Origin of the sequence: Collimonas sp. OK607 (assembly GCF_900111995.1) — a bacterium.
Taxonomy (GTDB): Bacteria; Pseudomonadota; Gammaproteobacteria; order Burkholderiales; family Burkholderiaceae_D; genus Collimonas.
Window position 1 is genome coordinate 1 of the sequence record NZ_FOKF01000005.1, and the last position, 17,337, is coordinate 17,337.

Below are 17,337 nucleotides of genomic sequence, written 5' to 3' on the forward strand. Positions count from 1 at the left end.
TCCGGTTTCATCGCCTGAGCCATAAACATCGACAGCGTCTCCGTTGGCGCGAAGAGCCGTTCACGGTGAACCGGCAACGACGCCTCCAGTGTGTCAAATAGTTCCGGCGAAGTAAGTAGATCGAAAAAACGAAATGCGTCGTTGGTGGCAGCGTGATGTCGAACCCGACGTTGCCGAGATAACACAGAACGATTACTATGCATGAGGGCTGGCTCTTGGATGGTGGCGATGGTTTGGCGACTTAAGCTTACCATCTTGCCAGCCTGTTTTTCCTCACTAATTCAGGCACTTAGCGCTTAAGTAAGTGCCATTCCACTCTGACCCCGCTTAGTGGACCACGGAGCACAAGCAGTGAAACAAAAAGAAACAAACCGGCGATAAGTGAGCTACCGCTCTCCGAAGCCGTGATGTGAGGTCAGAGTCGAGTTTCGCGATAAAACCTGCGAAAGTCGACTCCGACCCCAGATCACTATGTCATCGATTAGCAACCGAAAGGCAATCAGTCATCATCGGCCCCACTGGGCAGAATCAACTTGTTCAGCCGGGCTGCCGGCGCGGCTAGCGTCGTGTCATGCCACATGGTTTTCCAGCCCGGCGGCCATGGCAATGGCGGGCCGCTATATTCAGGCACGTTCTTGCGCACCGGGATCACCGGCAAGCTATGCGGCATGACGCCCTCGCTCCAGCCCAGGCTGAAGGCATAATCCGGCAGCAAGGCATCGCACACCTTGGCAAACCAGTTGCTATGGTCTTCATCGTTTCCCAATGCCTGCGCCAGGCCATGCGGATCGAACTGCGCCAGCGCGCTTGCCAGTTCCGGTATCGAAGCGCCGGGCTGGTCGCCCCAGCCCAGGATCGGATTGAAATTGTAATCGGCGCCGGACCCGTACCAGCCTTCACGCCGCGGCCGTTCCATCCAGCTGCGACGTCCGCAAAACAGATGCCAGCGCCAGTGCAAGCCGGACGGTTTGGGCCAGCTGTACAGATACAGCCGTTGATAGCCGGCGCGATGCAATTCGCGCACCAGCGCCATCAGGCGAGCGTGCGGCATACGGTCTGGCGGTGCGTGACGGAACATGATGGGTTCGCCATCTGCGTGCTGCACTTCGTCGGAAGACAGATTCAAATCCAGCGTCCGCTTCTCACTGCCGAAACGCGCAGCTATCCAGCCGGTTAACAGGTTAACCGAGGTGATTACGCCGTAGCCGCGAAAGCGGTGAAAAATAACGGTGCCGGGAGCGATGGGTTTCATGAGTCGGAATTCTTAAAAAAGTGCACGCTTATGGCAAATGTTACCAGTGTAGCCGCTGCGCCGCGTTTTCATAGGATAGGCAAAAGGCGCAACATCGATTTGCTTACCTCAGTATAATCAAGCAACCCCCCAAGGTAGAAAGGACTAGCCATATGAAGCAACGTCCATCAGTTGTAGACGAGCGATCAAGCGACCAGCCCATCACAGCAGCCACCGATAGCGGCGCGTTTTCCGTCGGCAGGCGCAATCTCATGCTATTGGGAGGCCTCAGTTTCGCGACGATGAGCATCCCATACTGGCTGCGGCAAGCTTCAGCCCAGACCGTCACTCCTGCCTCCACCTCCGGTTCTACCAGTTCCCCACCCAGCGCAAGCAACCAGCAGCAAACCGATTTCATGGCCTTGTCGACATTGTTGACCGGCGCGCCGAAACTCAACCCGCGCATAGGAGCAAGACTGTATAGCGCATTGAGCGCACAAGCGATCGAGTTTGAGAAACAAGCTGCGGCGTTGTGGCAATTCAGCATCGAAAAAAATATCAAGGACGTCGATAACCTGGCTGCCGCAGTCGGCGCCGGCAGTGCGCTATCGCTGGTCTTGCACCGGATTGTCAGCGCATGGTATCTGGGTGTCGTCGGCGACGGTGGCGTAACCGGCGGCGCCAAGGTAATCGCATTCGAACAGGCATTGATGTTCGACCAGGTGCGCGATGCCGTCGTGGTGCCGACCTATTGTCGTGCCGCCCCCGGCTACTGGATTACCCAACCGGCAGTCTTGAAAGCGAGGGTTTGACTATGGCTGACAACTTATCTGCGGATGTTGTGATTGTCGGTTCCGGTGTCGCCGGCGCCCTGGTGGCGCATCAACTGGCCCTGTCCGGCGCTTCGGTGCTGGTGCTGGAAGCGGGGCCGCGGCTGGAGCGCTGGCGCATCGTCGAAAATTATCGGAATACACCGAGCAAAGACGATTTCATGGTGCCCTATCCGTCCACCAAATATGCACCGCATCCCGAATACACGCCGGAAAATAACTACCTGATCCTCAAGGGCACGCATAAATACAATTCGCAATACATCCGCGCGGTAGGCGGCACCACCTGGCACTGGGCCGCAGCCGCCTGGCGCTTCCTGCCCAATGATTTCAAGATGAAAACGTTATACGGCGTCGGCCGCGACTGGCCCATCAGCTACGACGAACTGGAACCCTACTACTATCGGGCTGAAGTCGAACTGGGCGTATCCGGCCCCAACGACGGCACCGATCTCGGCTCGCCGCGCAAGCAACCTTACCCGATGGATCACCTGCCGCTATCCTGGAACGACCAGCGCTTCAGCGCCGTGGTCAACAGTAACGGCCACAAAGTCGTGTCGGAACCGGTGGCGCGCAACAGCCGCGCCTACGATCAACGGCCTAACTGCTGCGGTAACAACAACTGCATGCCGATCTGTCCGATCGCCGCTATGTATAGCGGCATCATCCATGTCGAGAAAGCTGAAAAAGCCGGCGCCAAGGTGCTGGCGGACGCCGTGGTTTATCGGATAGAAGTCGACGCCAAAGAGCGCATCAGCGCAGTGCACTACAAAGATCCGGAGGGAGTTACCCACAGGGTCACCGGCAAGTACTTCGTGCTGGCAGCGAACGGCATCGAGATTCCCAAACTGATGCTGATGTCCACCGACGACAAGCATGGCAACGGCGTGGGCAACAGCTCGGACCAGGTCGGCCGCAACCTGATGGATCATCCCGGCACCGGCGTCACCTTCCTTGCCAATGAAGACCTGTGGCCGGGGCGCGGCCCGATAGAAATGACTTCCATCGTCGATATGCGCGATGGCGCTTTCCGCGCCGAATATGCTGCCAAGAAGCTGCATTTGAATAATATGGCGCAAACCAATCACGCTGCGCAGACGGCTCTGAAAGACGGTCTGGTCGGCGTCAAACTGAATCAGGAAATCCGCCGTCGCGCCGCACGTACAGTAAATATCAACAGCTTCCACGATATCCTGCCGGATCCGCAAAACCGCATACGGCCAAGTACGGAAAAGCGCGATGCGCTTGGCATTCCGCAGCCGGAGATTACCTATTCGATCAACGATTACGTCAAGAAAAGCGCAGTGCTGACGCACCAGGCCTATGCCAGCATCGCCGCCATGTTCGGCGGCACGGACATCAAATTCGACGACGATTTCGCACCCAACAATCACATCATGGGCGCCACCATCATGGGCGGCGATCCACGTGATTCGGTGGTCGATGCCCATTGCCGTTCACACGATCACGAAAACCTGTTCATCGCCAGCGGTTCGGTGATGCCGGTGGCCGGCACGGTGAATTGCACTTTGACGATTGCCGCGCTGTCTTTACGCATCGCTGATACTTTGAGGACAGTGCTATGACGGCCCGCTCTCAATTCACTTACCGCCTCGCCCGCTGGATCGGCGGCATGGTTCTGGTCGCCGGCATGGCGCACGGCGCGGCTGCTGCGGATGCCGCACCGGCTACAGTCTCGACCACACCCGCCGCCCCTCCCAATGCCGACCAGATCACGCGTGGCGCGTACCTGACTAAAGCTGCCGACTGTATCGCCTGCCACACGATCGACGCGGCCAAGCCGTTCGCCGGCGGTTATCCGCTGGCGACACCGTTCGGCACCATCTACGGCCCCAACATCACGTCCGACAAAGAGACCGGCATCGGCAACTGGAGCGATGAAGATTTCATTCGCGCGCTACACAATGGTATCGATGACGAAGGTAAGCACCTGTACCCTGCAATGCCCTACGCTTCCTATACCAAACTGTCGCGCGACGACGTGCTGGCGATCAAGGCTTATCTGTTCAGCCTGCCGTCGATACAGCAAAAAAACCTGGAAAACAATTTACCTTTCCCGCTCAACCAGCGCTGGATCCTGGCCGGCTGGAACCTGTTCAATTTCAAGGCGGGCGAATGGAAGGACGACGCAGCCAAGAGCCCCGAATGGAATCGAGGCGCTTATCTGGTGGAAGGACTGGCCCACTGTCAGGAATGCCATACACCACGTAACCTGACCATGGGTGTCGACCTCAAACGTTCTTTCGGTGGCGCGCAACTGGGTGGCTGGACGGCATTCAACATCACACCTGATCCGGTCAGCGGCATCGGCGGCTGGAAAGACGAAGAAGTGACCCAGTACCTGAAAACCGGCCTGGTGCCAGGCAAGGCTTCCGCTGCCGGCAGCATGGCTGAAGCGATCGAGCATAGCCTGCAATATATGAGTGACGCCGACCTGAAGGCGATAGTTACTTACATGCGCAGCGTGCCGGCCATCAGTGATGCGGCCGACAAGAAGCCACGTTACGCCTGGGGCCAACCTGCAGACGACGACGCCGATTTGCGCGGCGTAGCCGCAGTATCGGTCAGCAGCAATGCTTCCGGCGGTGCAGAGTTATTCAGCGGGAACTGCGCCAGCTGCCACTCGGCTAGCGGCAGCGGTGTGGTCGGCGGTTATTACCCGTCGTTGTTCAGCAACAGCGTGGTCGGCGCGCCCGAGCCAGGCAATCTGCTGATGGTGATCCTCAACGGCGTGCAGCGCGGCGGCAAGGATGGCGAAGCCTTCATGCCCGGCTTCGCAGATCATCTGAACGATGCCCAGATTGCAACGCTGACCAACTACATTCTGAAGCAATACGGCCACGCGGACGCGCCAACCATCACTCCTGAAATGGTCAAAACCCAACGTCAGGGGGGACCGGTTTCACCCATGCTGTCTTTATTGCCGTGGGGGCTGGCGGCGGCAGCGCTGATCGTGGTATTTATACTGTTTTCGTTGTTTGCGCGTCGTCGGCCTCGGCCGCCTGCTCCACGTGCCCCGCCGAAGTGAGCGCGATCAACCATAATTATTGAAAAGGAAACTAATTCCCATGGCTTTACGTATTATCGCCACCGGCGGCACCTTCGATAAGCATTACGACGAGATCGCCGGCAAACTGACTTTTGCCGCCAGCCACCTGCCGCAAGTGATCAAGCGCGCGCGCATCACTACCGAAATCGCGTTGGAAGAATTGCCTTTGCTGGATTCACTCGACATGCAGGATATAGATCGCCGACGCGTGCTGGCTTCTTGTACCCATGCTGCGGAACAGTCGATAGTGATCATCCACGGCACCGACACCATGCGTGAGACTGCGGCCGTGTTGGGTGCTGCTGCGCTGGACAAGACCATCGTGGTGACTGGCGCGATGATTCCCTACTCGATTGCCAATTCCGATGCGCTGTTCAATTTCGGCTTTGCTTGCGGCGTTGCGCAAGCCTTGCCTCCTGGCGTGTATGTGGCGATGAACGGCAAGATTTTTGCGTGGGATAAAGTCGAAAAAAATCGGGCGGCGGGAGTGTTTGAACCGCTGTGACAGCTTCCGTAGGGTGGGCATGAATGCCCACGCGGACCGCAAATTTTCTCGTACCGGTTATCTTGCTAACACGTGGGAAAAAAAACTTGCCCACCCTACTCGACTCCAATACGGACTTCCAAGACGAAAAAAAACGGGGCAGATTTTCTGCCCCGTTTTTACGTTGATTCAGATTACTTTGCGGCTTCCGTCAATCCACGAGCCTCCAGCAACGGGCCGACTTCCGGCCCGCGTCCGTAGAAGTCCTTGAACAAAGCACTCGGATCGGCGCTGAAGCCGCGCGACAGCACCTTGGAGCGCAACAGGTCGCCGTTGGCGCGTTTCAAGCCGCCGTGGGTATCCATCCAGTGCTCGGTATCCTTGGCCAGCACGTCGCTCCAGATATACGCGTAATAACCGGCCGAATAACCGTTGGCGAAGATGTGCTGGAAATACGCTGTGTGGTAACGGGGCGGCACTACATAACCATCGCTGCCGGCTGCAGTCTGCAACGCCTTCGCCTCAAACGCCATGACGTCCTTGGCCGCTGGAGTCCGGTCCGCCGGCAACTGGTGCCAGGCCTGGTCCAGTATTGAAGCCGCCAGATACTCAGAGCTATCGAAACCGGCATTGAATTTACGTGCAGCCAGGACCTTGTTAACCAGCGCCTGCGGCATCGGCTTACCGGTCTTGTAGTGCTTGGCATAGTGCGCCAGAACTTGTGGATTGTGCGACCACATTTCATTGAATTGCGACGGATATTCGACGAAGTCGGGCGGCACTTCGGTACCTGAGAAGCGCGGATATTCGACGTTGGAGAACATGCCGTGCAACGCATGGCCGAACTCGTGGAACATGGTGTTGACTTCGTCGAAAGTGAGCAATACAGGTTTGCCGGCCGGCGGTTTGACGATGTTGATATTGTTGGACACCACCGGTTTGGTTCCGAACATCCGCGATTGCGCGACATAGCTGTTCATCCAGGCACCGCCCTGCTTGTTTTCACGCGCGAAAGGGTCGAACAGGAACAGGGCCAATGGCGAACCATCGTGGTTGAACACTTCGAATACGCGTACATCTTTCTGGTAGACCGGCAGATCGGTGCGTTCCTTGAAGCTCAAGCCATATAACTCGTGGGCCGCGTAGAACACGCCGTCCTGCAAGACATGATTCAATTCGAAGTAAGGCTTGGTCTGGGATTCATCGAAGTTGTAGCGCGCCTTGCGTACCTGTTCAGCATAAAACGCCCAGTCCCACGGCTGCAACTTGAATGGCTTGGTATGGCTGGCTTTAGCCTGGCGGTCTATTAGCTGTTGCATCACAGCTGCTTCCTTACGGGCGTTGGCTGCGGCTGCCGGCGCCAGTTGTGCCAGCATGCGGTTGACGGCTTCGGGCGTGCCGGCGGTTTCGTCTTCCAGCACATAGGCGGCGTGGTTTGGGTAACCCAGCAATGCGGCACGCTGGGCGCGCAGTTTGACGATCTGGGCGACCGCCGCGACATTATCGTCGCTGCCGCCATTCGCACGGGTGATCGAGGCGGTATAGATCCGTTCGCGCAGCTGGCGATTCTTGAGCTGCGCCAGCAGCGGCTGGTCGGTCGTGTTCTGCAGTGCGATCAGCCACTTGCCGTCGAGCTTGCGGTCGCTCGCGGCTTGCGCGGCGGCGGCGATGGACTCAGCCGACAAGCCGTCCAGATCGGCTCGTTTGTCGACCACTATAGCGCCGTCGTTATTCGCTTTCAGCAGGGTTTGCTGGAATTGCGTGGTGAGCGTGGAAATTTGTTGGTTCAGCGTGCGCAACTGGTCCTTGTCGGCCGCCGACAAACGGGCGCCGGCGCGGACGAATTCAATGTGATAGCGCTCCAGCAGCCGCAGCGATTCGGGATCGAGGCCCAGCGTGCTGCGTTGTTGATATAGCTGATCTACGCGGGCAAATAATTGCGGATCCAGAAAGATGGCGTCTTTGTGCGCAGCCAGCTTGGGCGCGATGTCTTGTTGGGTCTGGTCCAGCTCAGGGCTGGTATTGGTGCTGACCAGGTTGAAAAACACGTCCGAGACGCGTGTCAGCATTTGGCCGGAACGCTCCAGCGCCAGGATCGTATTGTCGAAACTCGGCGCCGCCGGATTGGCGGCGATCGCGTTGACTTCCTGGCGTTGTTGCGCCATCCCGGCTTCGAATGACGGTTTGTAGTCGCTGTCCTTGATCTTGTCGAACGGCGGCAAGTTGTAAGGCAGGGAACTGATCTGGGCGAAGGGAGAACTTGCAGCGAGCGCTGCGGTGGCGGTGGCTTGTGATGTCTTGGTTGGCGTATCGCCAATAGCCGAGCATCCCATCATTCCCGCAGCCGCAGCTAACATCAATCCGCATAGCGAAATATGTCGTGAAATACATCGTGTAGAAATTTGCATCAATTCTCCTGATATTGGTTCTGGGAATTATTTTTTTGACGAAACATTCTACGTCAGCATTCAAGGTCGGGGGGATCACGGACTATATTGATAAAAACCGGATGTAAAAAAAACACGAAAGACATGACAAAAAATACGCCATGTCTTTCGTGTAAAAAAGCAGCCCGGTAACGACGCAAGTTATATTGCGTCTCGCCAGGCAATAATGCGAACTTTAGAACCGGTGCTGAATCCCGCCGATAACACCGGTCTGGCTGGTGCCATAGGCAACGTCGTCACGCGACACGCCAACCAGTTGCTGGTTCTTGGCTTTGGCATAGGCCGCGCTCAGGTACAGGTCGGTGCGTTTCGAGAGTGCATACTTGCCGCGTACCGAATACATGATCGGATCAGCATCCTTGCCGCTGGCTACATTCTTGATGTTCTGATAGTAGACAGCGCCGATCAGCGTTACTACCGGCGTTACCTTGTAGGTAGCGCCGCCCCAGAAGAAATCGCTACGAAGATCGGCCGCATTCGATGCCAGCGTCTTCTTGTAGTTGCGATAACCCAGGTCCAGGCCCAGCGTGCTGCTCAGCTGGTAATCGCCGGCCAGGTGGATGCTGGTGGCCTTGTCGTAAGCGCCGCCGGCGATGGCCGCGGTGCCGTCGACCCGGTCGAATGTCGCTGCGACCCGGAACGGTCCGTTTTCGTAACCAACGCCCAGCGCGTATTTTGCTGTGTCGCCGGTGCTGCCTGCGACTTCACCGAAGCCATAGGTTGCGCCCAGCTTGAAGCTGCCGAATTTTCCCGTGTACTTGAGCATGTTCGGCAGGTTGGTCAGCATGCCGTCTTTACGGCCGCCGGTAGCGCCGGCCGAAGTCACCCATGAATACTGGCCGGAATAACCCATAGGGTCGAACGGCAAGATGAAGTCATAGGTGGTTGAGTAGGAACGGCCGGCAACGATGCGTCCGAAGCTACCTTCCAGGCCCACGTTGGCTTGGCGGCCGAACAGCAGGCCGGCGCTATCGAATTCGCCGGTATCGGTCTTGAAGCCGTTTTCCAGCTGGAATACGGCCTTCAACCCGCCGCCCAGATCTTCGGTGCCGCGGAAGCCGATGCGCGAGGTATTCATCGCGCCGGAACTCAGGCGGACCACGCCATCCTTGTTGGCATTGGCGTTATTCACATATTCGACGCCGGTATCGACGAGACCGTAAACAGTGACGCTGGATTGCGCATAAGCGCCGGATGCCAGCAAGCCAAGTGCAGCAAAGGTGGCTGTCGCCAGGTGTTTTCTTTTCATTGTTGTTCCTCCGTTGTGTAATATTTTTTTAATGCGATTTTTTTACTGCGATTTTGTTGTTGACTGTGCGGTGATGGTTAAGCTGCACAAAGGCTGTTGTCGGATATCGATAGAGCTCCCCTTTTATGACTCCCCCTTTCCTGTTTCTATATCTCTATATCTATACATCTCTGGCTAGAAAGCCCACAGCGAGACTTGCGGCAATTGCAGCCAGTACTCGCCCGGCGCCAGCCGTTGCCGTGCATAGGCGCGCAAGACGGTGCTGTCGGTACCGCTTGCGTCGGTGTTGCGGAACACGCATTCCCACCGGTCGCCCAGATACATGCAGGTCGACAGCGGCAGCTTGATGGCGTTATCCACAGGTGTGTCCGAGATGTTGACTTGCTCGACGCGGATAATCGCGACTGCATCCTTGCCGTCGTTATTGATGGCCTGGCCACGCAGTGTTGCCTTCACGTTGCCGCCTTCGACCTGCAGCAAGGCTTGTTCGCCGTCGTGTTGCAGCACCTTGGCCCGCAGGCGGTTGTTACTGCCCATGAACTCCGCCGTGAACAACGTATCCGGGGTTTCATACATGCGTTGCGGTGTACCCTGCTGTTCGATCTTGCCGTTGTTGAGCAACAGGATGCGATCGGAAATCGCCATGGCCTCGGCCTGGTCGTGCGTCACCATCAACGCCGACAAACCTAACCGCACGATCAGCTCACGCAGAAAGGCGCGCGCTTCTTCGCGCAGCTTGGCATCCAGGTTGGATAACGGTTCGTCCAGCAGGATGACCGGCGGGTTGTACACCAGTGCACGGGCAATCGCGACGCGCTGCTGCTGGCCACCGGACAATTGATGCGGGAAACGATCGCCCAGATGGCCGAGGCCGAGCTGGTTCAATACCGTTTTGACGCGCTCGGCAATGTCGCTGCCGTTCATTTTGCGCAGCTTCAAACCGTAGGCGACATTGTCGAACACAGTCTTGTGCGGCCACAGCGCGTAGGACTGGAACACCAGGCCCAGATTACGTTCTTCCGCCGGTATTTCCAGCTTGCGCTGGCCGTCGAACATGGCGCGTTCGCCGATCTGGATGTTGCCCGACTTCGGCGATTCCAGGCCGGCTACCGCGCGCAGCAAAGTGGTCTTGCCGCTGCCGGATGGTCCGAGCAGCGCAACCACTTCACCGCGCTGCAATTCCATCGACACACCTTTGAGTATCGGATTGGCGCTAGCGCCGCTGCCGTAGTCGAGATGCAAGTTATTGACGCTTAATTCACTCATGATGATTTCCTGATTATGTGATGCAACTTATTTGTGCAATCTAGTCGTGCAACTTCACGCCAAAGCGCAGTGCAATGCCAAGGCCGATGGCCACCAGCGTGATGTTGATAAAGGAGAGAGTGGCAACCAGATCGACAGAGCCCGAGGCCCAAAGCGAAACGATCAAGGCGCCGATGACTTCCGTGCCGGGCGACAGCAGATAAACGCCGGTCGAATATTCGCGTTCGAAAATCAGGAACACCATCAACCACGCACCGAGTACGCCGTAACGCACCAGCGGCAACGTGACATCGCGTGTCACCTGAGCACGGCGAGCGCCAACCGCACGTGCCGCTTCTTCCAGTTCCGGACCGACTTGCAGCAGCGCCGTGGTGATCAGGCGCAAGCCGTACGCCAGCCACACTACCGAGTACGCCAGCCACACCGAGAAAATGGTGGAGCGCAGCTCACGCAATTGCGGAATGAAATTCTCCACCAGCCATTGCGCCACTACGTTGTCATAACCCTTCAGCATGCTATCGAGGAAGGATGGTACGAACAGGAACACCCACAGGAACGACAGGCCAGCGAGCAAGCCCGGTACAGCACGCGGAATCAGCACGCTGTAATCGAGGAAGCGCGTGATGCCATCCGATTTGCGATGCATGGCGAGCGCGACACAGCAATAGCAGGCCACCGCAATCGCGCCGCCGATGACACCGATCATGATGGTGTTGACGATACCGCGCACCAGCGCCGGCTGGTCCCAGATATCGCGGAAGTGCTGCAAGGTCAAGGTATCCATCAGCGATACGCCGTAACCCCAATGCGACACAAACGCACGCAAGGCGATGCCGGATAATGGAATCACGATCGTGAAAATCAGCCAGGCGGCGATCAGGCTAAACGCCAGCCATTTCCATTTACCCAGCGGCAGCGCTTTCTGGCGCGCGCCCTTGCCCTTGATCGAGACATACTTGTTGGCCGAACGCAGCAGCCAGCGCTGGATCATCACCAGCGGCAAGGTCACCGCCACCAGACACACCGCAACCGCAGCCATCAAATGATAGGAGGGGGTGCCGAGTTTGTTTGTCAGCTTGTACAAATAAGTCGGCAGTACCAGATGGCCTTCCGGATCGCCCAGAACCAACACCAGGCCGAACACTTCGAAACCCAGGAAAAACACCAGCACGCCGGCATAGGCCAGCGCCGGCATGATCATTGGCAGCGAGACATTCAGCGCCACTTGCAACGGCGAAGCGCCGGCCACGCGGGCAGCTTCTTCAACGTCGGCGCCCAGGCTCTTCAGCGCAGCCGAGGCGTACAGATAAACGTGCGGGACATGAGTCAGGCCGGCGATGATGACAATACTGGGGAAGGCATACACATTCCATGGCGTCGCTTCGATGCCGATCATCCGCAGCAGATCCTGCACCCACACCGTATAGAAACCGACCGGGCCCATCGAGACAACGTAACCGAAAGCGATCACCATCGGCGATACGAAAATCGGCACCAGCAGCATCGGCGCAATCCAGTTGCGGCCAGGCAGATCGGTGCGCACCATCAGGAACGCCAGCATGCCGCCCAGCGGCACGGCGATAAAGGCGAGGCCGGTAGCCAGCAACAAGCCGTTAATGAAAGCCTGGCGGAAATCAGGATCGTCGAAAATGAAGCGATAAGGTTCCAGGCTCAGGGTTTTGACCGGCGCGAAAAACGGCGCGGATAAGAAGCTTTGATAAAAAATCAATACCAGCGGCAGAAAAATGGCTATCGCCGCCAGCGTAACCACCAGTCCGCGCGGCCAGTTAAGGCGCGCCAGCCGGGAACGGCTTGCCAGCGGATGGGGAGGAGAAATGGATGACATAGTTGTACCTTGCAGAAAACCGGAATCTTGAAAAGCCGTCATCCCCGCTTACGCAGGGATGACGTTGTTAAGTTATTTTTTCCCTGCAGCGGCTTTCCATTGCTTCAGGAATGCCAAGCGCTTCGTTTGGTCGAGGTAGTGCAGCAAGTCCGGTGTAATCGCGATTGGCTTGAGGGCGGTGCCGAGTTGTGTCGTCAGGCTCGCCAGCGTCGCGTGGCCGCTGACATCCGAACGCAATGAATACAGCTGGGATTCATTCGAAATGATGGTCTGGCCGCGTTTCGACAACAGATAGTCGATCCACAGTTTGGCTGCATTCATGTTCTTTGCAGATTTGTTGATGAACGCCACGCGCGACAGCACCAGGTTGTAATCTTTGGTGAAAGTGACGCCGAGCGACGGATCCTTTGCAGCACGAGCCTGGGCGTAAGAGCCGATCACGTTGTAGCCGATCAGGTTCTCGCCGGACGAAATTCTTTCCAGCATGGTGCCGGTCGACGATTGCACTCTGACGCTGACATCGCCGAAGGCTTTTGCCAGATCCCAGAATTGCGGATTGATTTGCGCATCTTCGGTAATGAAGGAAAAGCCGACGCCGGATTTTTCGATATCGTAGGTGGTGACCTTGTTGCGGAACTTGTCGGCCTTGGTGATCAGCAGCTTGGTCAGTTCGGCATGGGTCGACGGTACTTCGTCGGCGCTGACCAGTCGTTTGTTATAGACGATTGCCAGCGGCTCGAAAGTTGTGCCGTAAGCGCTATCCTTGTAGTTGGCCCAGGCCGGAATTGCAGCGGCTTCCTGCGATTTGTACACCGCGCCATAACCTTCGCTGACCAGCTTGAATTGCAAATCCATCGCCGAAGACCACAGCACGTCGGCAGTGGCGCCGCCGGCAGCTGCTTCCGAGATGAAGCGGTTGTATACCTCGGTCGAATTCATGTCGTTGAATTCAACTTTAACGCCTGGATAAAGCGCGCTGAAATCTTTGATCAAAGGTTCTGCCGCCTTGGAATCGGTGGCGCTGTAAATCACCAGCTTGCCTTCTTTCTTGGCTCCGTCGACAATTTTGGCGTAGTCGGCCGGGTAGCCTGCAGGCGTCTGAGCCGAAGCATTCAGCGTCAAGCTCAGGGACAGAACGGCGAGCGCGCTTGCCAGAGGTTTTTTGATCAGCATGGGTATCATCTCCTGGTAGTTATGGATACTGCGAACGAGGTAAGTCATTCAAAAGGCGCAGGCGAGCAGAAGCCAGCCATGTGATGGCTGCCATCTGGCATTGCTTGCGGGGTTTTGCCGGACCTGCAAGATCAGCAGGTCGAAGCCGGATTTATCTGATCAAGCCAAGCTGGATCGATTGCTGGTGATAGTCATCAACGGTTTTCCTGATATATGCAGTGAGCTTGTCGCCGCTCATCGCGAATGGATACAAGCCATTGCTGGCGCGCAGGCGGTCGAATTCGGGAGTCGCCATCATTTTGTCGAAAGTGCCGACCCAACGTTTGTAGTCGGCATCGCTGACCTGGGGGCCAACGTAGACGCCGCGTATGATCGGCCAGCTGACCGGAAAGCCTTGCTCGCGCGCCGTCGGCACGTGGGCCAGCGCGCCTGGCAGGCGCTTGTCGGATAACACCACCAGCACGCGGATCTCGCCGTCCAGGGAATGCAGGGTGGCTTCAGAAGCATCGCCGGAAACTACTTGCACATGACCGGCGTGCAAAGCCGTAAATGCCTCGCCGCCGCCTTCCAATGCGACAAAGCGCAGCGTCTTGGGATCAATCTGATCTTGTTTGGCCAGCATCGAAATCTTCAGCCAGTCCTGGCTGCCGACGGTACCGGCAGCGCCAATGGTGATCTTGCCCGGATTTTTCTTGAGCGCGTCCAGCAACTCGTGCAAGGTCTTGTACGGTGAGTCGGCACGCACCGCGATCATGCCGTAGTCGACGCCGACCGCCGCGACCCAGCGAACATTGCTGACATCGGCATCGCCATATTTTCCCTGCGCCAGATTCATCAGGGAGCCGCCGGAAAACACCACCAGCGTATCGGCTTCAGCTCGGCGTTGCGTGACGATGGAATTCCAGGCCACAGCGCCGATGCCGCCCGGCAAGTAACTGATCTTGACGGGGGTATCCTGCTTTGCACCTACGGCCGGCAGTTGCAGGCCTTTCTGGATCAGCTTGCAAGTCACGGCCATGCCGCCGCCCGGTTTTGCCGGGGCGATGCATTGCACCGGCGCCGCGTAAGCGCCTAGCGTGACACATGCACCGAGTGCACCAATCCAGTTGATAACGGAAGTCATTGTCTCCTACCCATTCTGTTGTTGTTTCAGCTGCAATACCAGAGCCTGTTAACATTTGATTTGGGAGTGCGAACGCGCGGCAGGCGATGCCTGCAGCCGTTCCCGGAGGGTTCAAGCCCAAACGTGCGCTGGCCGCGTTACATGGCTTGCAGGGGCCTCGGCCCCTGCTGCTCCACGCGCCTTGCCAGCACACGTTTGGGCTTGAACGCATCTCCCAAATCAAATGTTAACAGGCCCTGGTGTGTATGCGAGCAAATGCGAAACCAGGGCTTTATTCATTTTTTTACATCATAACGGCCGCAGTCTTTCATTTTCCTTTCACTCAGGTTTTGCCAAGCGCGGTTTTCTGTGTGAGTATTGGCGACCGTTTTTTGAATTTTAGCTACTACTCGCCCATTACTCGCCAATAGCCATGCGGATTTTACTGATTGAAGACCATGTCGAGTTATCGCGCTGGCTGACCAAGGCGCTACAGGATGCACATTGGTCGGTCGAATGCGCCATGAACGGCGCCGACGCCGACAGTTTGCTGCACACCCAGCAGTATGCCTTGGTGATACTGGACCTGAGCTTGCCGAAAATGGACGGACTGGAAGTTTTGAAGCGGCTGCGCGCCCGCGGCAGCAAAACACCGGTACTGATCCTGACCGCGCGCGGCGGCTTGCAAGACCGGGTGCAGGGACTCAATCTCGGTGCCGACGATTACCTGGCCAAGCCGTTCGAACTGGTTGAGCTGGAAGCGCGCGTCAAGGCGTTGCTGCGCCGCGCGCAAGGCGGCGAGGCGCCGATTTATAGTTGCGGCGCGTTGCAGTTCGATACGGTATCGCGCATGTTCAGCTATGGCAATGCAGTACTGCCGCTGACCCCGCGTGAGCATGCGGTGCTGGAGGTGCTGATCAGCCGCACCGGCCGTGTAGTATCGAAGGAAAAATTATTCGACGAGGTATTTTCGCTGGTTGACGATGCCAATCCCGACGCAATTGAAATCTATATCCATCGATTGCGCAAGAAGTTGCAGCGCACCGATGCCGAAGCCGTTGCCATTACTACCTTGCGCGGCCTCGGTTATCTGCTGGAAGTTGTCGCGGAAAAATGACGGCGCCGTTAGTCCATCCTGCCGGCACTGATCACAAGTCCAAGCCGGCTAAATCCTTAGGCAGCTTGCGCAGCCAGCTGTTGAGCTGGCTGCTGATTCCCTTGCTGCTGGTGGTAGCGCTGGATGCATTTTCCGTCTATCGCAACGCGCTTGATGTGGCCGACCTGGCGTATGACCGCGCCCTGCTAGCCTCGACCCGGGCGCTGGCCGAGCGGGTCTCGGTGGTCGATGGCAAGGTGGTCGCCGATGTGCCGTATGTGGCGCTGGACAGCTTCGAAACCGATACCCTGGGGCGCATCTATTACAAGGTCACCGGCACTAACGGCGAATTCGTTTCCGGCTACGAGGATTTACCGGCGTTGCCGCCGGACGTGCCACGCTCGGAAATCTATCCGGCGCTGGTGCGCTTTTATCACGCCAATTATCACAACCAGCCAGTGCGCATCGCCGCCCTGTATCAACCGGTGTACGACGATTCGATGCGCGGCATCGCCCTGATCCAGGTTGGCGAAACCATGGATGCGCGTAGCGACCTGACCCGTAAAATCCTCTTCAGCACCATGTGGCGTCAAGGTTTGCTGGTGACGGTGGCAGCTTTGCTGGTGTGGTTTGCGGTGCGTTTCGTATTGCGCCCGCTGATGCAGTTGAAAGCGGCGGTGGAAGCGCGCGCCACCACCGATCTGGCCGATTTCGAGGTCAACCAGGTGCACCGGGAAGTGCGGCCGCTGGTGGTTGCCATGAACGGCTACATGGGACGACTGCAAGCGCTGATTACCGGTCAGCGTCGTTTCATCGCCGATGCCTCGCATCAGTTGCGCACGCCGCTCACCGTACTCAAGACGCAAGCCGAACTGGCCCTGCGCGAATTCGACCGCAATCCCAACGACCCCCGCGCCTGGCAAGACTTGCGTGAGATCGTCGCCAGCATTGCCGGCACCACCGACGCCACCGTCCATCTGGCAAATCGGCTGCTGACACTGGCGCGTGCGGAGCACGGGGCAGCCGAGAGTGGTATCGAACCGGTGTCGCTGACCGACATTACGCGCCAGGTAGGGCTGGAGCAGGCGCGCAGCGCGGTCAAAAAGCAGATCGATCTGTCGTTTGACGCAACCGACCAGTTGGTAGTCAATGGCAATGCACTGCTGCTGCACGAATTGATCAGCAATTTGCTGGACAATGCGATTCACTATACGCCGGTCGGCGGCAAGGTCGTCTTGAGGCTGCGCCGCGATGACGTGGCTAGCGTGGCGCAGCGTGCCATACTGGAAGTGGAAGACAGCGGCATGGGCATCGCGGAAGAAGATCGGGAGCGTGTGTTTTCCGCCTTTTATCGGGCACCGTCGGCGCAGCAGCAAAACCCTGGCGGCGCCGGTCTCGGCTTATCGATCGTGCGCGATATCGCTTCGATGCATCAGGCGCAGATTACGCTTTCTGCGGGAGACGACCGTAAGGATCAGGCTCCCGGTCTTAAGGTCACGCTTAGTTTTCCCTTGCCTTTATCGTTGAAACAAGGAGGTTGAAA

13 protein-coding genes and 1 pseudogene are annotated in these 17,337 nt (G+C 57.6%); 6 read left to right on the forward strand and 8 right to left on the reverse strand.

Features of this window, described 5'->3' with window-relative positions:
- Positions 1-203: pseudogene (locus tag BM029_RS05125) on the reverse strand (IS4 family transposase); the annotation flags it as partial.
- 296 nt (positions 204-499) lie between these two features.
- Positions 500-1,252: an L-asparaginase gene (locus BM029_RS05130; RefSeq protein ID WP_244544914.1), complete on the reverse strand. Its 753-nt coding sequence runs from the start codon at positions 1,250-1,252 to the stop codon at positions 500-502.
- A gap of 152 nt (positions 1,253-1,404) precedes the next feature.
- On the opposite strand from BM029_RS05130, the gene BM029_RS05135 reads away from it, so the two are divergent.
- Genes BM029_RS05135 through BM029_RS05150 form a run of 4 tightly spaced genes read left to right on the forward strand, consistent with a single transcriptional unit; the run spans position 1,405 to position 5,636 of the window.
- Positions 1,405-2,043, forward strand: coding sequence for a sorbitol dehydrogenase family protein (locus BM029_RS05135; protein ID WP_092433273.1), 639 nt, complete (start codon positions 1,405-1,407; stop codon positions 2,041-2,043).
- Between the two features lie 2 nt (positions 2,044-2,045).
- Positions 2,046-3,647: a GMC family oxidoreductase gene (locus BM029_RS26050; RefSeq protein WP_092433275.1), complete on the forward strand. Its 1,602-nt coding sequence runs from the start codon at positions 2,046-2,048 to the stop codon at positions 3,645-3,647.
- On the forward strand, positions 3,644-5,110 hold the full coding sequence (locus BM029_RS05145; RefSeq protein WP_211482442.1) for a c-type cytochrome: 1,467 nt from the start codon (positions 3,644-3,646) through the stop codon (positions 5,108-5,110). Before BM029_RS26050 ends, BM029_RS05145 begins: the two co-directional genes overlap by 4 nt.
- Before the next feature lie 40 nt (positions 5,111-5,150).
- Positions 5,151-5,636 carry an asparaginase domain-containing protein gene (locus BM029_RS05150; RefSeq protein ID WP_092433276.1) on the forward strand — a complete coding sequence of 162 codons (486 nt, stop codon included), beginning with the start codon at positions 5,151-5,153 and terminating at the stop codon, positions 5,634-5,636.
- A gap of 173 nt (positions 5,637-5,809) precedes the next feature.
- Here BM029_RS05150 and BM029_RS05155 read toward each other — a convergent pair whose 3' ends face one another.
- The 6 genes from BM029_RS05155 to BM029_RS05180 all read right to left on the reverse strand — a co-directional run bounded on the left by BM029_RS05155 (position 5,810) and on the right by BM029_RS05180 (position 14,719).
- Positions 5,810-8,023: a M3 family metallopeptidase gene (locus tag BM029_RS05155; RefSeq protein ID WP_244544915.1), complete on the reverse strand. Its 2,214-nt coding sequence runs from the start codon at positions 8,021-8,023 to the stop codon at positions 5,810-5,812.
- A 214-nt stretch (positions 8,024-8,237) separates the two neighbouring features.
- Positions 8,238-9,311 carry a porin gene (locus BM029_RS05160; RefSeq protein WP_092433277.1) on the reverse strand — a complete coding sequence of 358 codons (1,074 nt, stop codon included), beginning with the start codon at positions 9,309-9,311 and terminating at the stop codon, positions 8,238-8,240.
- 174 nt (positions 9,312-9,485) lie between these two features.
- Positions 9,486-10,577 carry an ABC transporter ATP-binding protein gene (locus BM029_RS05165; RefSeq protein ID WP_092433278.1) on the reverse strand — a complete coding sequence of 364 codons (1,092 nt, stop codon included), beginning with the start codon at positions 10,575-10,577 and terminating at the stop codon, positions 9,486-9,488.
- Positions 10,578-10,617: 40 nt separating this feature from the next.
- On the reverse strand, positions 10,618-12,423 hold the full coding sequence (locus BM029_RS05170; RefSeq protein ID WP_092433573.1) for an ABC transporter permease: 1,806 nt from the start codon (positions 12,421-12,423) through the stop codon (positions 10,618-10,620).
- 72 nt (positions 12,424-12,495) lie between these two features.
- Positions 12,496-13,596, reverse strand: a complete 1,101-nt coding sequence (locus tag BM029_RS05175) for an ABC transporter substrate-binding protein (RefSeq protein WP_092433280.1) — start codon at positions 13,594-13,596, stop codon at positions 12,496-12,498.
- 151 nt (positions 13,597-13,747) lie between these two features.
- The gene (locus BM029_RS05180; protein WP_092433283.1) at positions 13,748-14,719 is read right to left on the reverse strand and encodes a tripartite tricarboxylate transporter substrate binding protein; all 972 of its coding nucleotides are present in this window, start codon (positions 14,717-14,719) and stop codon (positions 13,748-13,750) included.
- A gap of 412 nt (positions 14,720-15,131) precedes the next feature.
- Between BM029_RS05180 and BM029_RS05185 the strand changes: the two genes are divergently transcribed.
- Positions 15,132-15,815, forward strand: coding sequence for a response regulator (locus BM029_RS05185; protein WP_092433287.1), 684 nt, complete (start codon positions 15,132-15,134; stop codon positions 15,813-15,815).
- Entirely contained in the window at positions 15,812-17,335 is a 1,524-nt protein-coding gene (locus BM029_RS05190; RefSeq protein ID WP_092433288.1) for a sensor histidine kinase, read from the forward strand. Before BM029_RS05185 ends, BM029_RS05190 begins: the two co-directional genes overlap by 4 nt.
- The last annotated feature ends 2 nt before the right edge of the window (positions 17,336-17,337 follow it).